Source organism: Nocardioides sp. NPDC006273, assembly GCF_040613495.1.
Lineage (GTDB): Bacteria > Actinomycetota > Actinomycetes > Propionibacteriales > Nocardioidaceae > Nocardioides.
Genome location: NZ_JBEXSD010000006.1, coordinates 44,430 through 60,976, shown reverse-complemented (window position 1 = coordinate 60,976; position 16,547 = coordinate 44,430). Strand labels below are relative to the sequence as shown.

Here is a 16,547-nt window from a genome sequence, read left to right as displayed (position 1 = left end):
GGGCTCGCTACGGCGGCCCGGAGAGCCCACTGTTCTCGACCGACTTGAAACCGACGCCAACAACCGAGGAGTGAACAACGATGACCCCAACCATTCCCAGCACAGACGCCGATCTCTTTGCCGACGATGTGATCGCCGACCCGCACCCGACGTACCGCGAGCTGCGCGATGCGGGCCCTGCGCTCTGGATGTCCCGGTACGAATGCTGGGTCCTTCCCCGCTACGCCGAGGCCTTCGCGGCGCTGCGCGACCATGACAGCTTCTCCTCCGGCTCCGGCGTGGCTCTCAACGAAGTGATGAACCAGGCCACCAAGGGTGGCAGCGTCCTGTGCACAGACCCGCCCGACCACGACCTGCTGCGGCGGATCCTCGGGACCCGGCTGACGCCCCGGGCGCTGCGCGGACACAGCGAGGACTTCACGCGGCGGGCGCATGTGCTGGTCGACGAGCTCATCGAGAAGGGCTCCTTCGACGCCGTCGCCGACTTCTCCTCGGCATTCCCGCTCTCTGTGGTCCCCGACCTGCTCGGCGTACCCGAGGACGGCCGTGAGCACCTGCTGACGTGGGCGTCGGCGGCCTTCCAGGCTGAGGGCCCGATGAACGAGCGAACCCAGGCCTCCCTGCCGAGCCTGCAGGAGTTCCTCGAATACATGTCCGGTGTCGCGGGCGAGGAGAAGCTGACACCTGGCAGCTGGGGCCACCAGATGCTGCTCGAGGCCCGGTCCGGCGAGATCGACGAGAAGATGCTGCCGCTGCTGCTCCTCGACTACCTCGGTCCGTCGATCGACACCACCATCAGCGCACTGTCTACCGCGATCTGGCAGTTCGCCCTCCACCCGGACCAGTGGGACGAGTTGCGACGCGACCGCTCGCTGATCGCGAACGTGGTCAACGAGGCGGTCCGGCTCGAAGCACCGATCCGGGGCTTCGCCCGCCACCTCACCCGGGACTACGACATCGACGGCGTGACCTTGCCCGCCGGCGACTGGGTCTTCGTCAGTTACGCCTCGGCCAACCGGGACGAGCGACGTTGGGAGGACCCCGGTCGCTTCGACATCTACCGCGACACCGCCGGACACGTCGGCTTCGGCTCCGGCATCCACAGCTGTGTCGGGCAGGGGCTCGCGAAGCTGGAGGCCAACGCGCTGTTCAACGCTCTTGCCGACAGGGTCTCCCGCTTCGAGCTCGCCGGCGAGCCGGTCTGGAACGTGCACAACATTCTCCGCGGGATCTCCACGCTGCCGGTCACGATCCACTCCTGAGTTCTCCGTCCGGCAGCTCCATCAACTGAAACCAGACACCATCCCGATCTGAAAGAAGGGGACCTCATGTCCAAGATCGTCGTCGATGCATCCCGCTGTGAAGGTCACGCAGTGTGCGTAGGAATCGCGCCCGACGTGTTCGTCCTTCACGACGAGGGCGCCGTCGAGGTCTTGACCACGGATGTTGCCGGTGACGTCGTCGAGGCCGCAGCCGCCGCGGCCCGGGGGTGCCCCGTCGCGGCGATCCAGGTGGCCGGTTAGGCGAGCCTGCCGCCCGGCAGACGAAGAGGAATCGAAGACAAGTGAGGCAGTGCGATGGAACATCCCGAAACTGACAGCCAGCGGGCTCTGACCGTGCACGCCCGCCGTGAAGTGGCAGCCGACATCGTCGTGCTCGACTTGCGGGCGGCCGACGAGAAGCCGCTTCCGGAATGGCAGTCCGGTGCTCACGTCGACCTGCTTCTCCCTGGGGGCATGACACGCCAGTACTCGCTGTGCGGGAATCCCGACGACCGGATGACATGGCGTGTCGCGGTGCTGCGAGAGGAGAACGGTCGCGGCGGGTCTCGCTACATCCACGAGGAGGTCCGAGAGGGCGAGCAGGTCCTCGCTCGGGGCCCACGCAACCATTTTCCTCTCCTGCCGGGGGCTGGGTACCACTTCATCGCCGGAGGAATCGGTATCACTCCGCTCCTGCCGATGATGGCGCAGGCCACACGCGATGGAGTGGACTGGCACCTGACCTACGGCGGCCGCAGCAAGCAGTCCATGGCGTTCGCCGACGAGCTCGAGAAGACGTACCCGGGAAGGGTCACCTACCACCCGCAGGACGTCTGTGGGCTCATCGATCTCGACACGCTGCTCGCGGGTCTCCAACCCTCCACCGAGGTCTACGCCTGCGGCCCCGGTCCCCTCCTCGACGCGCTCGCTCAGCGCATGGCCGATCGTCCTGAATGCCTCCACCTCGAGCGCTTCGCGCCCCTCAAGTCGAAAGGGCCCGTCGAGCGCCGCGCTTTCGACATCGAGCTGGCTTCGTCGGGGCGGGTCCTCACGGTCACGCCGGGGGAGTCCGTCCTCGATGTCCTGCTCGACAACGACGTCTATATCGAGTCCTCCTGCGAGGAGGGGACGTGCGGGTCCTGCGAGACCCGCATCGTCTCTGGAGAGGTCGACCATCGAGACGCCATCCTCAGCGACGCGGAACGCGCCAAAGGCGAGTCCCTGATGGTGTGCGTCTCGCGGGCCGCCGCCACCTGCCCCCGACTGGTGCTCGACCTTTGAGGCGGCGCACGGATGAGGCGGGTCCCCGATCGTCTCGGGCTCTTTCTCTACAACCCATCAAACGGACGGAGTGGTCCATGCGTACGACAGCAGCTGTCCTCGACAGCCAAAAGAGTCAGTTCACGGTCGAGGAGGTCGAGATCGACGAGCCCCGGGCAGGTGAAGTGCTCGTACGCCTGATCGCATCAGGCGTGTGTCACACCGACGCCGTCGCTCAACAGGGTGATCTTCCTTTCCCTGCGCCCGGAGTGCTCGGTCACGAAGGAGTCGGACGGATCGAGGCGCTTGGCGACGGCGTCACCGGCCACGAGATCGGCGACACCGTCATGCTCGGTTGGCCTTGGTGTGGCCGGTGCCGTAACTGTCTCGCCGGGCAGCCCCGCTACTGCATGCAGCTCGCCCCGCTTCTCATCGGAGGCGGGCGGACGGATGGCTCGACGTCCCTGCGCAAGCTCGATGGGAGCCCTCTGCACAGCCACTTCTTCGGGCAGTCCTCGTTCGCCCACCATGCCATCGTCGACCCCAGCAGCCTGGTCCCGATCTCGACCACCGCGCCAACGGAAGCCGTCGGCGTACTGGCCTGTGGGATCGCGACGGGAGCGGGAGCCGTCCTCAACACGTTGCAGCTCGGCCCCGGGGACAGCCTCGTCGTCTTCGGTGGCGGAGCCGTCGGTCTCGCCGCGGTGATGGCGGCAAGGCTGACGCCGACGACGACCATCGTGGTCGTCGAGCCCAACCCGGTTCGCCGAGAGCTGGCGTTGAAGCTGGGTGCGACCGAGGTCATCGATCCGGGCGCCGTCGATGTCGTCCCCACGATCCACGAGATCTGCAAGGGCACCGCTGACGCAGCCCTGGACTGCACGGGGATCCCGGCCGTCATCAGGCAGACGATCGACAGCGTCGGCATGCTCGGCACGGCGGTGCTGATCGGGGCCGCGCCGGCGGGAGCAGAGTTCAGCGCCGACCACCTGACCACCCTTTGGGGCAAGCGCATCGTGGGCACGCTCGGCGGGGAGAGCCAGAGCCCGCGGTTCGTGCCCGCCCTCCTGGCGCTGCACGACCAGGGCCGCTTCCCGTTCACCGACCTGATCCAGTACTTCCCACTCACCGAGATCAACGAGGCCATGGAGGCGTCCAAGCACGGCGACGTCGTCAAGCCCGTGCTCCGGCTCTCTGAATCCGACCTCGATACGAAAGGCCAAAGCTGATGTCGCTGCTCGACCTCACCAACTGGCAAGGACTGATCTACTCCGACGGATGGATCGAAGGCGGCGGCGGTGCCGCCCCCGTCGTCGAGCCCGCCACCGGAACCGAGCTCGCACAGGTCGGGGTGGCTACGCCCACCGACGTGACCAAGGCGGCCAGCCGCGCGGCAGACGCCCAGCGGGACTGGGCGGCGCAGCCCTACGCTGTGCGGGCCGCAGTGCTGCGGCGCGCGGGCCAGCTGTTCACCGAGCACGCCGCGGAGATCGCTGACTGGCTCGTACGCGAATCAGGCGCGATCCGGCCGTTCGCCGAGTTTCAGACGCAGGTGGCCGCCGAGGAGTGCTTCGCGGCAGCGGCGCTGGCGGCGGAACCGTACGGTCAGCTGCTGCGCACAGCCGCCCCGCGGCTGTCGATGGCTCGACGCGTGCCGGTCGGGGTTGCCGGAGTGATCGCACCGTTCAACGCTCCCATCGTTCTCGCCATCCGTGCGATCGCCCCGGCCTTGGCCCTCGGCAATGCTGTCGTGTGCAAGCCGGACCCCCGAACGGCGGTCAGCGGAGGAGTCGTCTTCGCCCGCGTCTTCGAAGAGGCCGGGCTTCCCGCGGGCCTCTTGCACGTCCTGTCCGGCGACGCAGCCGTGGGAGCGGCGCTCGTCGAGGCGCCCGAGATCGGGGTGATCGCCTTCACCGGCTCCACCGGCGCCGGTCGTGCCGTCGCGACGCTCGCTGCCAAGCACCTCAAGCGAGTCCACCTCGAGCTCGGCGGAAACTCCGCCCTGGTCGTGCTCGACGATGTCGACCTCGAGGCCGCGGTCTCCGTCGGGGCGTTCGGTTCGTTCAACCACGCCGGACAGATCTGCATGGCCACCGGCCGGCATCTGGTTCACCACGCCGTAGCCGAAGAGTACGTCCGCGTACTTGCTGCGCACGCAGAGAAGCTTCCGGTCGGTGACCCGACAGGCGCGGTGGCCATCGGCCCGATGATCGACGCAGGCCAGCGAGACCGAGTGCACGGGCTGGTCACCAGCAGCGTCGAGGCAGGCGCCGAGCTGGTGACCGGTGGGTCCTACGACGACCTATTCTACAAGCCGACGGTCCTCGGTGGGGTCACCCCGGAGGTGCCCGCCTTCTCCGCCGAGATCTTCGGCCCGGTCGCCCCGGTCTCCGTCTTCCACGATCTCGACGAGGCCGTCCGACTCGCGACGGCGACGCCCTACGGCCTGTCCCTCGGCATCCTCACGCGGGATGTCATGGCTGGTCTGGCGCTGGCCGAGCGAATCCCGACCGGCTTGGTCCACATCAACGACCAGACCGTGAACGACGAGCCCAACGCACCGTTCGGCGGGCTCGGTGACTCCGGCACCGGCTCTCGCCACGGAGGCTCGGCCGCCAACCTCGACGCATTCACCGAGACCCAGTGGGTCACCGTGCGAGGAGACCTGCCGAAGTACCCGTTCTGAGGCCTGTCCGCCCTTGCGGCGACCGTCCGCCCGGCACTTCCCGGCGCGCAGATCCCAGACATTCTGCGCGTCGGGGAATGCCACGTGACCACGCCACAACCCACGAACCCAATCGTCAGGGCCACGGCTTTTCCCGCTTGCTGAGAGCCACGTTCTGGGCGAAAGGAGGTGTCATACCCTGTCCATACCCGCGTTTAGCGAAAGGAACCTATGTTCGCTGACGTAGGGCACCACACGAGTCAACGAAAAGTTCCAGAGTGCCGATGTCACTCGCGGCTCATCGCAGCGATCGCCGCTTGGGAGTCGATCGCGCCAACTACGACCGCCATCCCACGGATGAGCTGTGAGATCACGCCAGCCTCAAGACCTGAAATGTGAGGAATTGTCATGAACGACGCGTTTATGGAAGACACCACTGCAATCGAGGCCGCCGCGGTCTCCTACCTGACAGCGTTCAACCGCGGAGACGCCGCTGCGGTGGTCTCGACGTATGCCGATGACGGTGTGCTGATGTCTCCAGGTAGGCCCGCGACAGTAGGCAAGTCAAGCCTCGCCGAAACCTACCCAGGTATCTTTGAAAATGTCGGCTTCGACATGAAATACGAGATCAAGGAGGTCGTGCAGACCAGCGCAGACTGGGGCTTCGTTCGGAGCGCCACCGAGGGGACTCAAACCATCAAGGCGACAGGAGAGGCCCACAGCGCGTCGTACCAGGAGCTGTTCCTGCTACGCAAGTCTGCTGACGGAGTATGGCAGATCGCGCGATACTGCACAGTCAACGTAACGTCGTGATCTGGGCAGCGCGCTGACAAGAAACTTCGATTCGACCCTCGAACGGTCTGGTGAACCGTCCCAGGTTTGCTGCCGCTTCCTTTCGAGTTGAAAGGAGGGCGCTATGCCGAAGAAGATTGAATCTGTGCCTGGTGAGCGTCCTGTCAGGTTCGTGCTCGTGCGTTGGGCCGAGTATTCCAAGACCGAGAAAGCGATTGCGGCCATGTCCGTGGCTCCGGCAAGAACCGGCTGACGGTGGCGTGGTCTGCGTCCTTTCATGTGGGACGAGAGCTGCGGGCGTGTTCTGACAGGTTGGACGGGGGCTACGGTTTCCGTCCGCCAAGAGAACACGCCCGCCGTGCCATCGTCCCTACCGTGATCGCTTTGGGTATTTGCTGAGATCCTCGTGAGCACCGAAGACGCCCCGGGGGGGATCACCTGCGCCAGCTGGCTGATGTCCTCGCCCTCTTCCCAGATCGGCGGGGAATCTGGTTGCTGCCGCGCCGCCGCTGATCGCTACTCGCGCGCTTGGTCGGCGTCGTCGTCCGTGGTGGGGCGTCGAAGGGTTTCCCAGGCGGCGTCGGCGAGGACTCGTTCGGCGCGGGTGAGGTGTGCGACCAGGGCGTCGGGCTCCGGTGCGGCGAAATGCTCGGAGGGGTCGATGGCGGCCCGAACGAGCTGTTCGGCGGGCCCGAGCCATAGCGCAAGGCTGTGCTCGTTCGGCAGCGCTCGTAGCTCCCCGGTCGCGGCGCGTTCGCCGAGCCAGCCGGTGAGGCGACCGTAGAAGGCTTGCTTGAGCCGAGCTTCTTCGCCTTCGGAGATCTCGGCGACGTTGGACTCGCGGCACTGGTGCAGGTAGCCCATGGCGCGTGGATCAGCCCCGGCCCACCGTAGGTAGGCCGTCACCAGCCCGCGGACCGCGTCCTCGGTGCGCTCGTGGCGGTCAAGCTCGACGAGCAGGTCGCTCTGGAAGCGCTGCAGGTGTTCCAGGTAGACCGTGGCGGCCAGGTCGAGCTTGTCGCGGAAGTGGTGGTAGAAGCTGCCCACGCTCACGCCGGCCGCGGCCAGGATGTCTTCCACCCGGGTCGCCGCGATACCCCGGTCGAGGAACAGCTCGATCGCGGCGGCGGCGATGTCCTCGCGGCGCGAGGCGGGCCTCGCTGCCCGTTGGCCCGTAGTGGCAGTGGGGGTCCTGGTCATTGATCCAGTTTACATCGGTTAGAGGAATCCTCGGTATCTGTGCTAGAACTTTCCTCTAGCGGTAGAACTTTCCTCTAGAGGTTTCATCTGGCGAGTGGGAGGGTCCGCCGCCATTGCGCTCAACAGGGCGACCGCACATGGGCAAAGTCGTGCCCACAACAGAAGGAACCAGCATGCAGACAGCTCCCCCCGTTGCCCTGGTGACGGGCGCCTCTTCCGGGATCGGCCGGGCGGCCGCGCTCGCCCTCGTGGACGCCGGTTTTGCGGTGGTCGGCACGAGCCGCAACGCCATGAACGTCGAGCCGATCGCCGGGGTGACGTTCCTCGATCTGGACGTGGCCAGCGACGAGTCGGTTCGCACCCTGGTCGAGGAGGTGATCGAGCGGTTCGGTCGGATCGACGTCCTGGTCAACAACGCAGGTGTGGGCGCGGTCGGCGCCGGCGAGGAGAGCTCGATCAACCAGGCCAAGGAGGTCTTCGACATCAACGTCTTCGGCCTGATCCGGATGACCAACGCCGTGATGCCGCACATGCGGGCACAGGGCAGTGGCCGAGTGGTCAACGTCTCCTCGGTACTCGGCCTGATCCCGGCCCCCTTCATGGCCGTCTACGCCGCCACCAAACATGCGATCGAGGGCTACTCCGAGTCGGTCGACCATGAGCTTCGTGAGCACGGCGTCCGGATGCTGCTGGTCGAGCCGGCCTACACCAGCACGAGTTTCGAGGCGCGCAGCCTGACACCCGACTCGCCCCTGCCGATCTACGCCTCACAGCGGGAGGTCTCCCGAGACGTGCTGGCTACGGCCGTACGCAACGCCGACGACCCGGACGTGGTGGCGAAGGTGATCGTCGCGGCCTCCACCGATGCCAAGCCCAAGCTCCGATACACCGCCGGCTCGATGGCCGGACGCGTCAGCCTCCTGCGTCGGTTCGTGCCCTCGCGCGCCTTCGACACGCAGATCCGCAAGCTCAATCGACTGGCCGGCTGACGCACATGGAGTTGGAACACGTCACCTTCGACCTGCCACACGGAACCTTTCACGCGCTGCAGGGTGGTGATCCCGATGGTCAACCGACGCTCGTCCTGCACGGCTTCCCGGACCATCCGCCGACCGCGGCGCCCTTCCTTGCCGAGCTCGGTCGCCGCGGACGGCGCGTCCTCGCGCCCTGGCTTCGCGGTTACGCGCCGTCCCCGACCGCCGGGCCGTTCGACTTCGCGTCGCTCACCGGCGACGTACTCGCGCTGATCGACCGCTGGTCTCCGGGGCGAGCCGTGGAGCTGGTCGGCCACGACTGGGGCGCCATGATCACATACGATGCCGTCGTCACCGCGCCGGAGCGGATCGAACGCGCGGTCGCGCTCGCCATCCCCCACCCCCTCACGTTCGTGACCCGGCCGCGCCCCGCTCAGCTACGCCGGAGCTGGTACATGGGGCTCTTTCAACTGCCGGGAAGCGGCTGGATGGCCAGCGCCCACGATCTCGCCCTCATCGACCGCCTCTGGCGTCAGTGGTCACCCGGCCTCTCGCTCGATCCAGATGTCCAGGCGGAGCTGCACGAGCACCTGCGGGCTAGCATGCCCGCGCCCATCAAGTACTACCGGGAGATGATGCGACCCGGCATGCTCAGGGCGGCGCGGCGACTGTCTCAGCCGATCGAGGTGCCCCTGCTGCACCTCCACGGTGCCGACGACGACTGCATCCTCCCCCCGCAGGTCGACGATCGACATCGGTTCGCCGCCCCGCGCGCACTGGAGGTCGTCCCCGACGTCGGCCACTTCCTGCACATCGAGGCTCCCGAGGCGATCGCGGAACGAATCGCGGCATGGGCCGGTAGCGGATTACTGGACCCTCGCGGCGAGAACCCCACCACGCAGAACTTGAAGGCTTGACCGAACCATGACTGACAAGAAAGGCAGGAGGCCATGAAGGTGACGACTACTCCGTACGCGAGCGACGCGCTGGCCGAGGCGACCGTGGATGTGGTGGTGATCGGCGGGGGCGCTGCGGGGCTGAACGGTGCGTTGATCCTCGCCCGCTCCCGCCGCTCGGTCGTCGTGATCGACAGCGGCTCCCCGCGCAACGCGCCCGCGGAGGCGGTGCACGGCCTCCTCGCCCTGGACGGCACCCCGCCGTCCGAGATCCTTCGACGGGGCCGGGAGCAGGTGCGCCAGTACGGCGGACGCGTCGTGTTCGGCGAGGTGGTCGCGGCCGAACCCGCCGCCCCCTCGGCGGACGGGGACCTGCGGTTCACCGTCACCCTGGCCGACGGCCGCAGCATCACCGCCCGCCGCGTCCTGGTGGCCACCGGCCTCACGGATGTGCTGCCACAGGTGCCCGGTCTCGCCGAGCACTGGGGGCACAGTGTGGTGCACTGCCCGTACTGCCACGGCTGGGAGGTGCGTGATGAGCCCATCGGTGTCCTCGCCACCGGGCCCGCGTCCATCGGTCACGCGTTTCTGTTCCGTCAGCTGAGCGAGGACCTGACCTACTTCACCCACGGCACCGACCTGGACGAGGACAGCCGCGCCCGCTTCGCTGCCCGCGGTATCCGCGTCATCGACACCCCGGTCACCGAGGTCGTCAACGACGAGGACGGTGCCCTCGCCGGTGTACGCCTGGCCGACGGCCAAGTCGTGGCCCGCCGCGTCCTCGCAGTCGCCGCGCCGATGCAGATCCGCGCCCAGGGCCTGGAAGGTCTGGGCCTGCCGCTGCAGGACCTGCCGAACAAGGGCCGCGCTTTCGCCTCCGGCGTGGCCGGCATCACCGAGGTGCCGGGTGTGTGGGTGGCCGGCAACGTCACCGATCTGGTCGCCCAGGTCGGGGCCTCAGCAGCGGCCGGCGCACTGGCCGGCGCCGACATCAACCGGATGCTGGCCATCACCGACACCGATGCGGCCCTGCACGGGGCTGGACCGAGTCCGACAGCTGATTTCTGAACGCGCCGGCGTCGAAACCACCCACTCCCAGAAAGGCACGAGATGCCATGATTGCTGCTGAAGAGACGTTCGACGGCACGTGGCCGTATCCCGCCCGCTTCAACGAGGCGGCCGGCTTCCGCCAGCACTACGTCGACGAGGGCCCCGAACGGCCCGATCAGACCATCGTAATGCTGCACGGCGAGCCCACGTGGGGCTACGAGTGGCGCCACCTGATCGGGCCGCTGTCACGTCACCATCGCGTGATCGTTCCCGACCACATGGGCTTCGGTAAGAGCGAGACACCGCAGGACCGCACGTACGACGCGAGCGAACACATCCTCAATCTCGAATCGCTGCTCGTCGAAACGCTCGACCTCACCGACATCACCCTGGTGCTACGTGACTGGGGCGGCCCCATCGGAACCGGGTTCGCGCTGCGCCACCCTGACCGGATCTCCCGGATCTTCGCCACGAACACCGTGCTGCCCCTCGCAGACGAAATCGCCCCTCTCATGGAGGCCAACGGCGCCGAGAGCCGGTGGTTCCAGTGGGCCGGGTCGGCGCTCTCGGACGGTTCGTTCGAGCAGATCCTCCAAAACGCGGGGCACACCATCGCCCACCTGATGATCGACCTGCAGCATGTCGCCCGGCCCGAGATCGCCTCGCCGACCTGGATCCGCGCGTACTCCAGCCCCTTCCCGAACCCGGCGGAGTGCCGCGGTGTCATCGCGTTCCCCCGGCAGGTCGTGGAGGGCCCGCAGGGCCCTCCGCCCGGCCCGCCGCCCCTGGAATCCGTCGCGGCGCTGCGAGCCGTGCCGGCGATGCTGGCGGTCGGGATGCGGGACACCGCGCTGCTGCCCGAGTACGTGATCCCGTCGTTCAAGCTCAGCTACCCCGACGCACCCGTGGTCGAGATCCCGGGCGCCGGCCACTTCCCGACCGAGGACGCTCCCGAGACGCTGCTGGCACTCCTTGAGCTGTTCCTGCAGACGACGCCCGCGCGCACCTGAACCCTCGATGTCGAACGGGCAGCCGCGCGCAGGCGGAATTGGCCGTTCGCCGTGCGGCAGGGGCGTCCTAACGGCAGACCCACCCCAACTGGAAACCCTGCTCGGGCGCCCACCGCGGGCCATGCGCTGGGCGCTGCAGAACAACGCGCGCCTGCGCGAGCTGGCCGTTGCCCCGAGCCACTGAGCGCTCGAGCAGAACATGACGCCACACGATCGACAACCAAGTGATTCCGCTCGTCCGCCCCGCCCCTCTCAGGAGCTACTACTGATGCCCTTCCTTGCAAACACCCCCGTGGAGAATATGACCGGGCCGTATGCCCGGCGCTGGTGGGCGCTGCTCGTGCTGTGCCTGAGCCTGCTGATCACGGTGATGGCGAACACCTCGCTCATCGTCGCCGCCCCCGACATGACAACCGACCTGGGCCTGAGCAGCAGTGACCTGCAGTGGGTCATCGACAGCTACACCGTTCCGTACGCGGCGCTGATGCTGGTGCTGGGCTCGATCGGCGACAAGTACAGCCGGCGCGGCGCACTGGTGCTGGGTCTGCTGATCTTCGCTGGCGGTTCGGTGATGGGAAGCATGGTCGACGAGACCTCGCTGGTCATCGTGGCCCGCGCGATCATGGGTGTCGGTGCCGCGGTCGTGATGCCGGCCACGCTGTCCCTGCTGGTCGCGACCTTCCCCCGGAGCGAGCGGACCAAAGCCATCACCGCCTGGGCCGCGACCTCCGGACTGGCGGTAGCCGTCGGCCCGCTCGTCTCCGGCTGGCTGCTCGAGGACCACGACTGGGGCTCGACCTTCCTGATCAACGTGCCGATCGCCCTTGTCGCCGTGCTCGGCGCGCTCGTCCTGGTGCCGCCGTCCAAGGCGGAGGGCATGGGCCGGATCGACTACATTGGTGGTCTGCTCTCGATCGTCACCGTCGGTTCCCTGATCTACGCCGCCATCGAGGGCCCGCACTTCGGCTGGGGCGTCGGCCCGGTCGCCGCCGCAGTGGCCGCCGGTGTCGGTCTGGCCGCCTTCGTCATCTGGGAGCTGCGGCACCCGCACCCGATGCTGAACGTCCGAAGGTTCGCGCTGCGGCCCTTCAGTGGCTCGATGCTCGCGGTGCTGTTCTTCTTCTTCTCTATGTTCGCCGTGATCTACTACGCGACGCAGTTCCTGCAGTTCGTCCTCGGTTACGACGCCCTGGAAACGGGGCTACGGCTGCTGCCGTTGGGCGGTGCGGTGTTCCTCGGGTCTGCGGTGACCGGGATGCTCACCCCGAAGCTGGGGGTGAGGGCGATGGTCGTGACCGGCCTGGCCATCGGCACGGGGGGCATGTTCCTGCTCACCCAGGTCGACAAGGGGTCGACCTACGGGGACTTCCTGGCGCCGCTGATGATGCTGGGCCTCGCGCTCGGACTGGCCATCTCCCCGGCGACCGACACGATCATGGGCTCCTTCCCCGAGGCCGAGCTGGGCGTCGGCGGCGGTGTCAACGACACCGCGCTGGAGCTGGGCGGGGCACTGGGTATCGCGGTACTGGGCTCACTGCTGGGCACGGCCTACCGCGACGAGCTGACCGACCTGGTGGGCAACCGGCTCCCGGCCGAGGCGATGGAGATCGCCAAGGACTCGGTCGGCGGCGGCCTGGCCATCGCCGAGCGGGTCGCGCAGGATCCCTCCGCCGGGCCCCAGCAGGCCCAGGCCGCCGTGGAAGCCGTCCACCAGGCCTTCGCCCACGGCGTCGCCCACACCAGCCTCGTCGGCGCGATCATCATGGCCGCCGGAACTCTGCTCGTCTTCGTGGTCCTGCCGGGCCGGCGCGAGTTCGCGAGGACGAGCGCCGACCCGGGGACCGGGACGGCGGCGAGCGAGGTGGCGGCTGTGCCGGAGCTCCCCAAGCCCACCCGCTAGAACTCCGGCGGGTCCATTGGACCGCCGAAGACGCGTGCGCCGGGTCGCCGGGCACCGCCTCCGCCGGATCGCACTCCGGGTGCGTCGGCCAGGAGCCCGACGGCGCCACGCGCGCGGGGTACGTCAGCCCATGTGGTCACTTTGCGATGTCAGACCTGGCAGCCTCGCGGAGAGCCCCTGTCGCGTCGCTACGCATACCTCCCCTTGGGCAACGCGCACGGGCTCTGCAACGTGCTCAACTTCGCCACCGAGGGAAAGGGCTTCCGCTACGGGTCGGCCGGGATCCCCGTGGAACTGTGGGGCCGTGGCGTGAGGAGCCGTCGCCCGGTGACGGCACGGCGCCGGGCGACGTACGGGCTCGAAGCGGTGAGTAGGCGGTGGGGGTGTTGGACCCGAGCGCGATCTTCGACTTCCTGCGGTTCTTCACGCTCTTCGCGATCGACAAACGGCACTGCTTGGGGCGTTGATTGGCCGGCCTCGTCGATCAGCAGCCAGCCGATGGCCTCCGAGCCCAGGCCGGAGAACATCCGGCCGGCGGACGCGAAGGTCGTAGAGATCACAGGCACGACGAGGAACAGCGCATGCCAGGCTGCCTGATGTGCTTCGGCCGCGGCGTCACTCGGAATGGAGCCCCTGGACGCGTCCATGGCTGCGCTCAGCAGTTGGCGGATCGGTTGACCGGCGCAGCCGAGGAAGGTCTCGTGCAGCGCGAGAGCGGACAGGAAAGTTGCGTACGTGCCTTGTTCCAGGTGACATCGAGCCACGGGGCGAGACGTTCTCGGTGCTCGCTACTGCTCCAGGCCTCATCCGGGACGCGGAGTTCCGCTTGTGATCCACTCATCTCGCGACGGGCGGTGTCGATCGCCGAGCGGGCTGCTTCTAGGTCGTGGTGGGCGGTGTCGGCGGCGGCGAGTGCGCCGGCCAGATCGATCTCGGCGGCCTCGAGAAGAACCTGTTGCCGGGCGAGCGCATCGTTTGCTTCGTCCTCATCCGTCTCCAACTGCCGCTGTCGTTTCGCAAGTGGCTGGTCCTCGGCATGCCATCTCCGGATCGAGGAACCGAAGGTGAAGAGCACCTCCAACCACCCGTTTGCAGATGCTCGCGTCGTCGATCGCGTGCGGTCTGCGCCCGTGCGGCCGCGGCGGCGGCCGTCTCCACGGCAACGACTGCACCGCCAGCAGCGACATGGGTGTCCCGTGTAACGGCGGCAGCCCGCGTTGCTTCGGCCGACGCACCAACGAGGTGAGACAGGTTGGTGATTGCTTCATGTGCTCGTTGCCGGCGGTGACGGATCCGCTCCTCTTCGGCGGCGGCCGCCCGGAAGGCATCGACGGCCGCGTCCCAGGACGAGGGCGGCAGGTTCGCGTGCCTCAGGTAGTCGCGGAGGTTCGGATCGTCTCCGTCAGAAGCGTCGTCTGACGCGAGCATCGTGGTCCGCCCGCGACGCATTCATAGGCGTGCACAGGTAGAAGGATGGTCGCTCGGCCGGTCGCCTGGGCGCCCCGAGCGTCCTGGGCCGACCCTGGCTTATGCCCGGTCCGCCTCGGTATCGCACCCCGTGACGCGGGCGGTGGTCCACTCTCGGAGCAGACCGGCGACGGCCTCGGGTGCTTCGTACGGTGCTAGGTGGCCCACGCCGGGGAGGACCTCCAGTCGTCCGTCCGAGACCTGGTCTGTTATCTCGGCCAATGTTTGAGGAGGTGTTGCCAGATCATCTGCGCCGGCGACGGCGAGCAGAGGAACTCGGACCGATTCGAGACGGGGCCGCAGGTCGTAGCCGGCCAGGGCCTCGCACACGAGGGCGTAGCCCTCGGGTTCGACCTCTGCGAGATCGCACAGAGCGGCTCTGCACCGACCGTCGCCGGATGCGGTGATGATCGGTCCGAACCAGCGGGCGGGCGAGGACTCGACCATCGGCGCCATTCCCTCGCGGCGTACGAGGATGGCCCGTTCATGCCAACCCGCCGAGGTCCCGAACGCGGCGGCGCTGCACATCATGGCGAGCCCGGTGATCCGGCCTGGGTGGTCGAGCGCGAGCTGGAGGCCGACGGCTCCTCCTACGGAGTCGCCTGCGTAGACGAACGCGTGCGCGCCGCCGGTGATGTCGTTGACGGCCTGGACCACCGCGGCGGCCAGGTCGGCGATCGTCAGTTTGGCGAGTGGTCCGGGTGCAGGGCTGGCGCCGTGCCCGGGCAGGTCCCAGCCGATGACGTTCCAGCCCTCCAACTGGGCGGCGACCGCGCCCCAGATCCGCTCGACGCTGGTGCCGAGGGAGGGGCCCACGACGAGCAGCGGTCGATCCGGACCGTATGCCAGCCAACTCATCTTGACCAAGGGTCTCGATTCCATCGATGGCACGTTGTCAGATGGCGGATGGGTGCTTGGAGAGCGGTGTCACGTGCACGTCCATGTAGGGGAACAGCGGCAGGCCGGAGAGGAGCTGGTGCAGCTCGTCGTGGGACTCGACGTCGAAGACCGAGAAGTTGGCGTACTCCCCGGCGATCCGCCACAGGTGCGGCCACTTCCCGGCGCGCTGGAGCTCCTGGGCGTAGGCCTTCTCGCGGGCGATCGTGTCGTCGCGGACGTCCGGATCCAGGTCGTGCGGGATCCGGACGTCCATGCGTACGTGGTAGAGCATCAGCCGCGAGCCGGGTCGAGGACGAAGCCGTAGTCGACGCTGACCGTGCCGTCACCGTTGGTGACGGGAGCGAGCACCAGCTCGGGCTTGACCGCCGAGGCGATGTCGTCGTCGTTGTGCTCGTCGCCGGGGAAGTAGAGCTGGGCGGTGAGCAGCTCGTGGCCCGGGGCCGACACCTTGACGTGCAGGTGCGCCGGACGCCAGGCGTGCCAGCCGGCGGCGGCGATGAGCTTGCCGCAGGAGCCGTCGGTCGGGATCTGGTAGGGCGCCGGCTGGATCGTGTGGATCTCGAAGGCGCCGTCGGCCCCGACGGTGAAGCTGCCACGCAGGTTCCACTCCGGGATCCCGGGCGCGAACTGCGAGTAGAAGCCGTCGGCGTCGGCGTGCCACAGCTCGACCTTGGCGCCGTCGAGCGGGGTGCCGTCGGTGGAGGTGATCGTGCCGGTCCAGGTCAGTGGGGTGCCGCCCTCACCGTCGCGCATCGGGATGGTGCCGTTCGCGCCCTGCTCGGGGGCGTCGGGGACGTAGTAGGGGCCCTCGATGGTGCCCTTGTTGCCCTCGCGGTGCTCGGTGGCGACCTTCTCGATCTCGTGCTCGACCCAGACGTCGAGGAAGAGCGGCCACTCGCCGTCCTTGCCGACCTGGATCAACCATGCCTTGAGCGCGTTGTACTCGTCGTAGCCGACCTTCTCCTCGCGGATCGTGTCGTAGATGGCGCTGAGGACGCGCTTGGCGAGCCTGTCGACACGCTCGGGCGGGGTGTCCTTGACGGCGTCGAAGGGCGACTTGTCGGCCGCGAACCGGTCGGTGGCGGAGGCGCCCGAGGCGGCCGCGGAGGCCGCTTCGGCGGCCTCGGTGGACTCGAGGGTCTGGTCGGTGGTCATGGGTGTGTCCTCTCGT

18 protein-coding genes are annotated in these 16,547 nt (G+C 68.0%); 12 read left to right on the top strand and 6 right to left on the bottom strand.

Annotated features, from left to right (window positions below; translation table 11 throughout):
* Positions 1–80 precede the first annotated feature (80 nt).
* From ABZZ22_RS04480 to ABZZ22_RS04450, 7 genes are all read left to right on the top strand, one after another.
* Positions 81–1,262, top strand: coding sequence for a cytochrome P450 (locus ABZZ22_RS04480; RefSeq protein WP_354927223.1), 1,182 nt, complete (start codon positions 81–83; stop codon positions 1,260–1,262).
* A gap of 66 nt (positions 1,263–1,328) precedes the next feature.
* Complete coding sequence (locus tag ABZZ22_RS04475; protein ID WP_354927221.1) at positions 1,329–1,523, top strand: ferredoxin; 195 nt, start codon at positions 1,329–1,331, stop codon at positions 1,521–1,523.
* Positions 1,524–1,736: 213 nt separating this feature from the next.
* Entirely contained in the window at positions 1,737–2,543 is an 807-nt protein-coding gene (locus ABZZ22_RS04470) for a PDR/VanB family oxidoreductase (protein ID WP_354927345.1), read from the top strand.
* Between the two features lie 77 nt (positions 2,544–2,620).
* Complete coding sequence (locus ABZZ22_RS04465) at positions 2,621–3,751, top strand: NAD(P)-dependent alcohol dehydrogenase (protein WP_354927219.1); 1,131 nt, start codon at positions 2,621–2,623, stop codon at positions 3,749–3,751.
* Entirely contained in the window at positions 3,751–5,208 is a 1,458-nt protein-coding gene (locus ABZZ22_RS04460; RefSeq protein WP_354927217.1) for a benzaldehyde dehydrogenase, read from the top strand. The genes ABZZ22_RS04465 and ABZZ22_RS04460 overlap by 1 nt, the downstream gene beginning before the upstream one ends.
* Positions 5,209–5,595: 387 nt before the next feature.
* Positions 5,596–6,000: an SgcJ/EcaC family oxidoreductase gene (locus ABZZ22_RS04455; protein ID WP_354927215.1), complete on the top strand. Its 405-nt coding sequence runs from the start codon at positions 5,596–5,598 to the stop codon at positions 5,998–6,000.
* A gap of 103 nt (positions 6,001–6,103) precedes the next feature.
* Entirely contained in the window at positions 6,104–6,232 is a 129-nt protein-coding gene (locus ABZZ22_RS04450) for a hypothetical protein (RefSeq protein WP_354927213.1), read from the top strand.
* A 263-nt stretch (positions 6,233–6,495) separates the two neighbouring features.
* On the opposite strand, the gene ABZZ22_RS04445 is transcribed toward ABZZ22_RS04450, so the two are convergent.
* Entirely contained in the window at positions 6,496–7,179 is a 684-nt protein-coding gene (locus tag ABZZ22_RS04445) for a helix-turn-helix domain-containing protein (RefSeq protein WP_354927211.1), read from the bottom strand.
* Positions 7,180–7,352: 173 nt separating this feature from the next.
* On the opposite strand from ABZZ22_RS04445, the gene ABZZ22_RS04440 reads away from it, so the two are divergent.
* From ABZZ22_RS04440 to ABZZ22_RS04420, 5 genes are all read left to right on the top strand, one after another.
* Positions 7,353–8,168 (top strand): oxidoreductase, encoded by an 816-nt coding sequence (locus tag ABZZ22_RS04440; protein WP_354927209.1) that lies wholly within the window; start codon positions 7,353–7,355, stop codon positions 8,166–8,168.
* 5 nt (positions 8,169–8,173) lie between these two features.
* Entirely contained in the window at positions 8,174–9,070 is an 897-nt protein-coding gene (locus tag ABZZ22_RS04435; protein ID WP_354927207.1) for an alpha/beta hydrolase, read from the top strand.
* 33 nt (positions 9,071–9,103) lie between these two features.
* Positions 9,104–10,117: an NAD(P)/FAD-dependent oxidoreductase gene (locus ABZZ22_RS04430; RefSeq protein ID WP_354927205.1), complete on the top strand. Its 1,014-nt coding sequence runs from the start codon at positions 9,104–9,106 to the stop codon at positions 10,115–10,117.
* A gap of 47 nt (positions 10,118–10,164) precedes the next feature.
* Positions 10,165–11,109 (top strand): alpha/beta fold hydrolase, encoded by a 945-nt coding sequence (locus ABZZ22_RS04425; RefSeq protein ID WP_354927203.1) that lies wholly within the window; start codon positions 10,165–10,167, stop codon positions 11,107–11,109.
* A 268-nt stretch (positions 11,110–11,377) separates the two neighbouring features.
* The gene (locus tag ABZZ22_RS04420) at positions 11,378–13,009 is read left to right on the top strand and encodes an MFS transporter (protein WP_354927202.1); all 1,632 of its coding nucleotides are present in this window, start codon (positions 11,378–11,380) and stop codon (positions 13,007–13,009) included.
* 266 nt (positions 13,010–13,275) lie between these two features.
* Here the strand turns inward: ABZZ22_RS04420 and ABZZ22_RS04415 are convergent, their stop codons facing one another.
* The 5 genes from ABZZ22_RS04415 to catA form a co-directional block, all read right to left on the bottom strand.
* A complete protein-coding gene (locus ABZZ22_RS04415; RefSeq protein ID WP_354927200.1) occupies positions 13,276–13,656 on the bottom strand; it encodes a hypothetical protein in 381 nt (126 codons plus the stop codon).
* A gap of 8 nt (positions 13,657–13,664) precedes the next feature.
* The gene (locus ABZZ22_RS04410) at positions 13,665–14,084 is read right to left on the bottom strand and encodes a hypothetical protein (protein ID WP_354927198.1); all 420 of its coding nucleotides are present in this window, start codon (positions 14,082–14,084) and stop codon (positions 13,665–13,667) included.
* A gap of 452 nt (positions 14,085–14,536) precedes the next feature.
* Positions 14,537–15,334, bottom strand: coding sequence for an alpha/beta fold hydrolase (locus tag ABZZ22_RS04405; RefSeq protein WP_354927196.1), 798 nt, complete (start codon positions 15,332–15,334; stop codon positions 14,537–14,539).
* Between the two features lie 37 nt (positions 15,335–15,371).
* Positions 15,372–15,647, bottom strand: a complete 276-nt coding sequence (gene catC / locus ABZZ22_RS04400; RefSeq protein WP_354927194.1) for a muconolactone Delta-isomerase — start codon at positions 15,645–15,647, stop codon at positions 15,372–15,374.
* The gene (gene catA, locus ABZZ22_RS04395) at positions 15,647–16,531 is read right to left on the bottom strand and encodes a catechol 1,2-dioxygenase (protein ID WP_354927192.1); all 885 of its coding nucleotides are present in this window, start codon (positions 16,529–16,531) and stop codon (positions 15,647–15,649) included. Before catA ends, catC begins: the two co-directional genes overlap by 1 nt.
* Positions 16,532–16,547 lie beyond the last annotated feature (16 nt).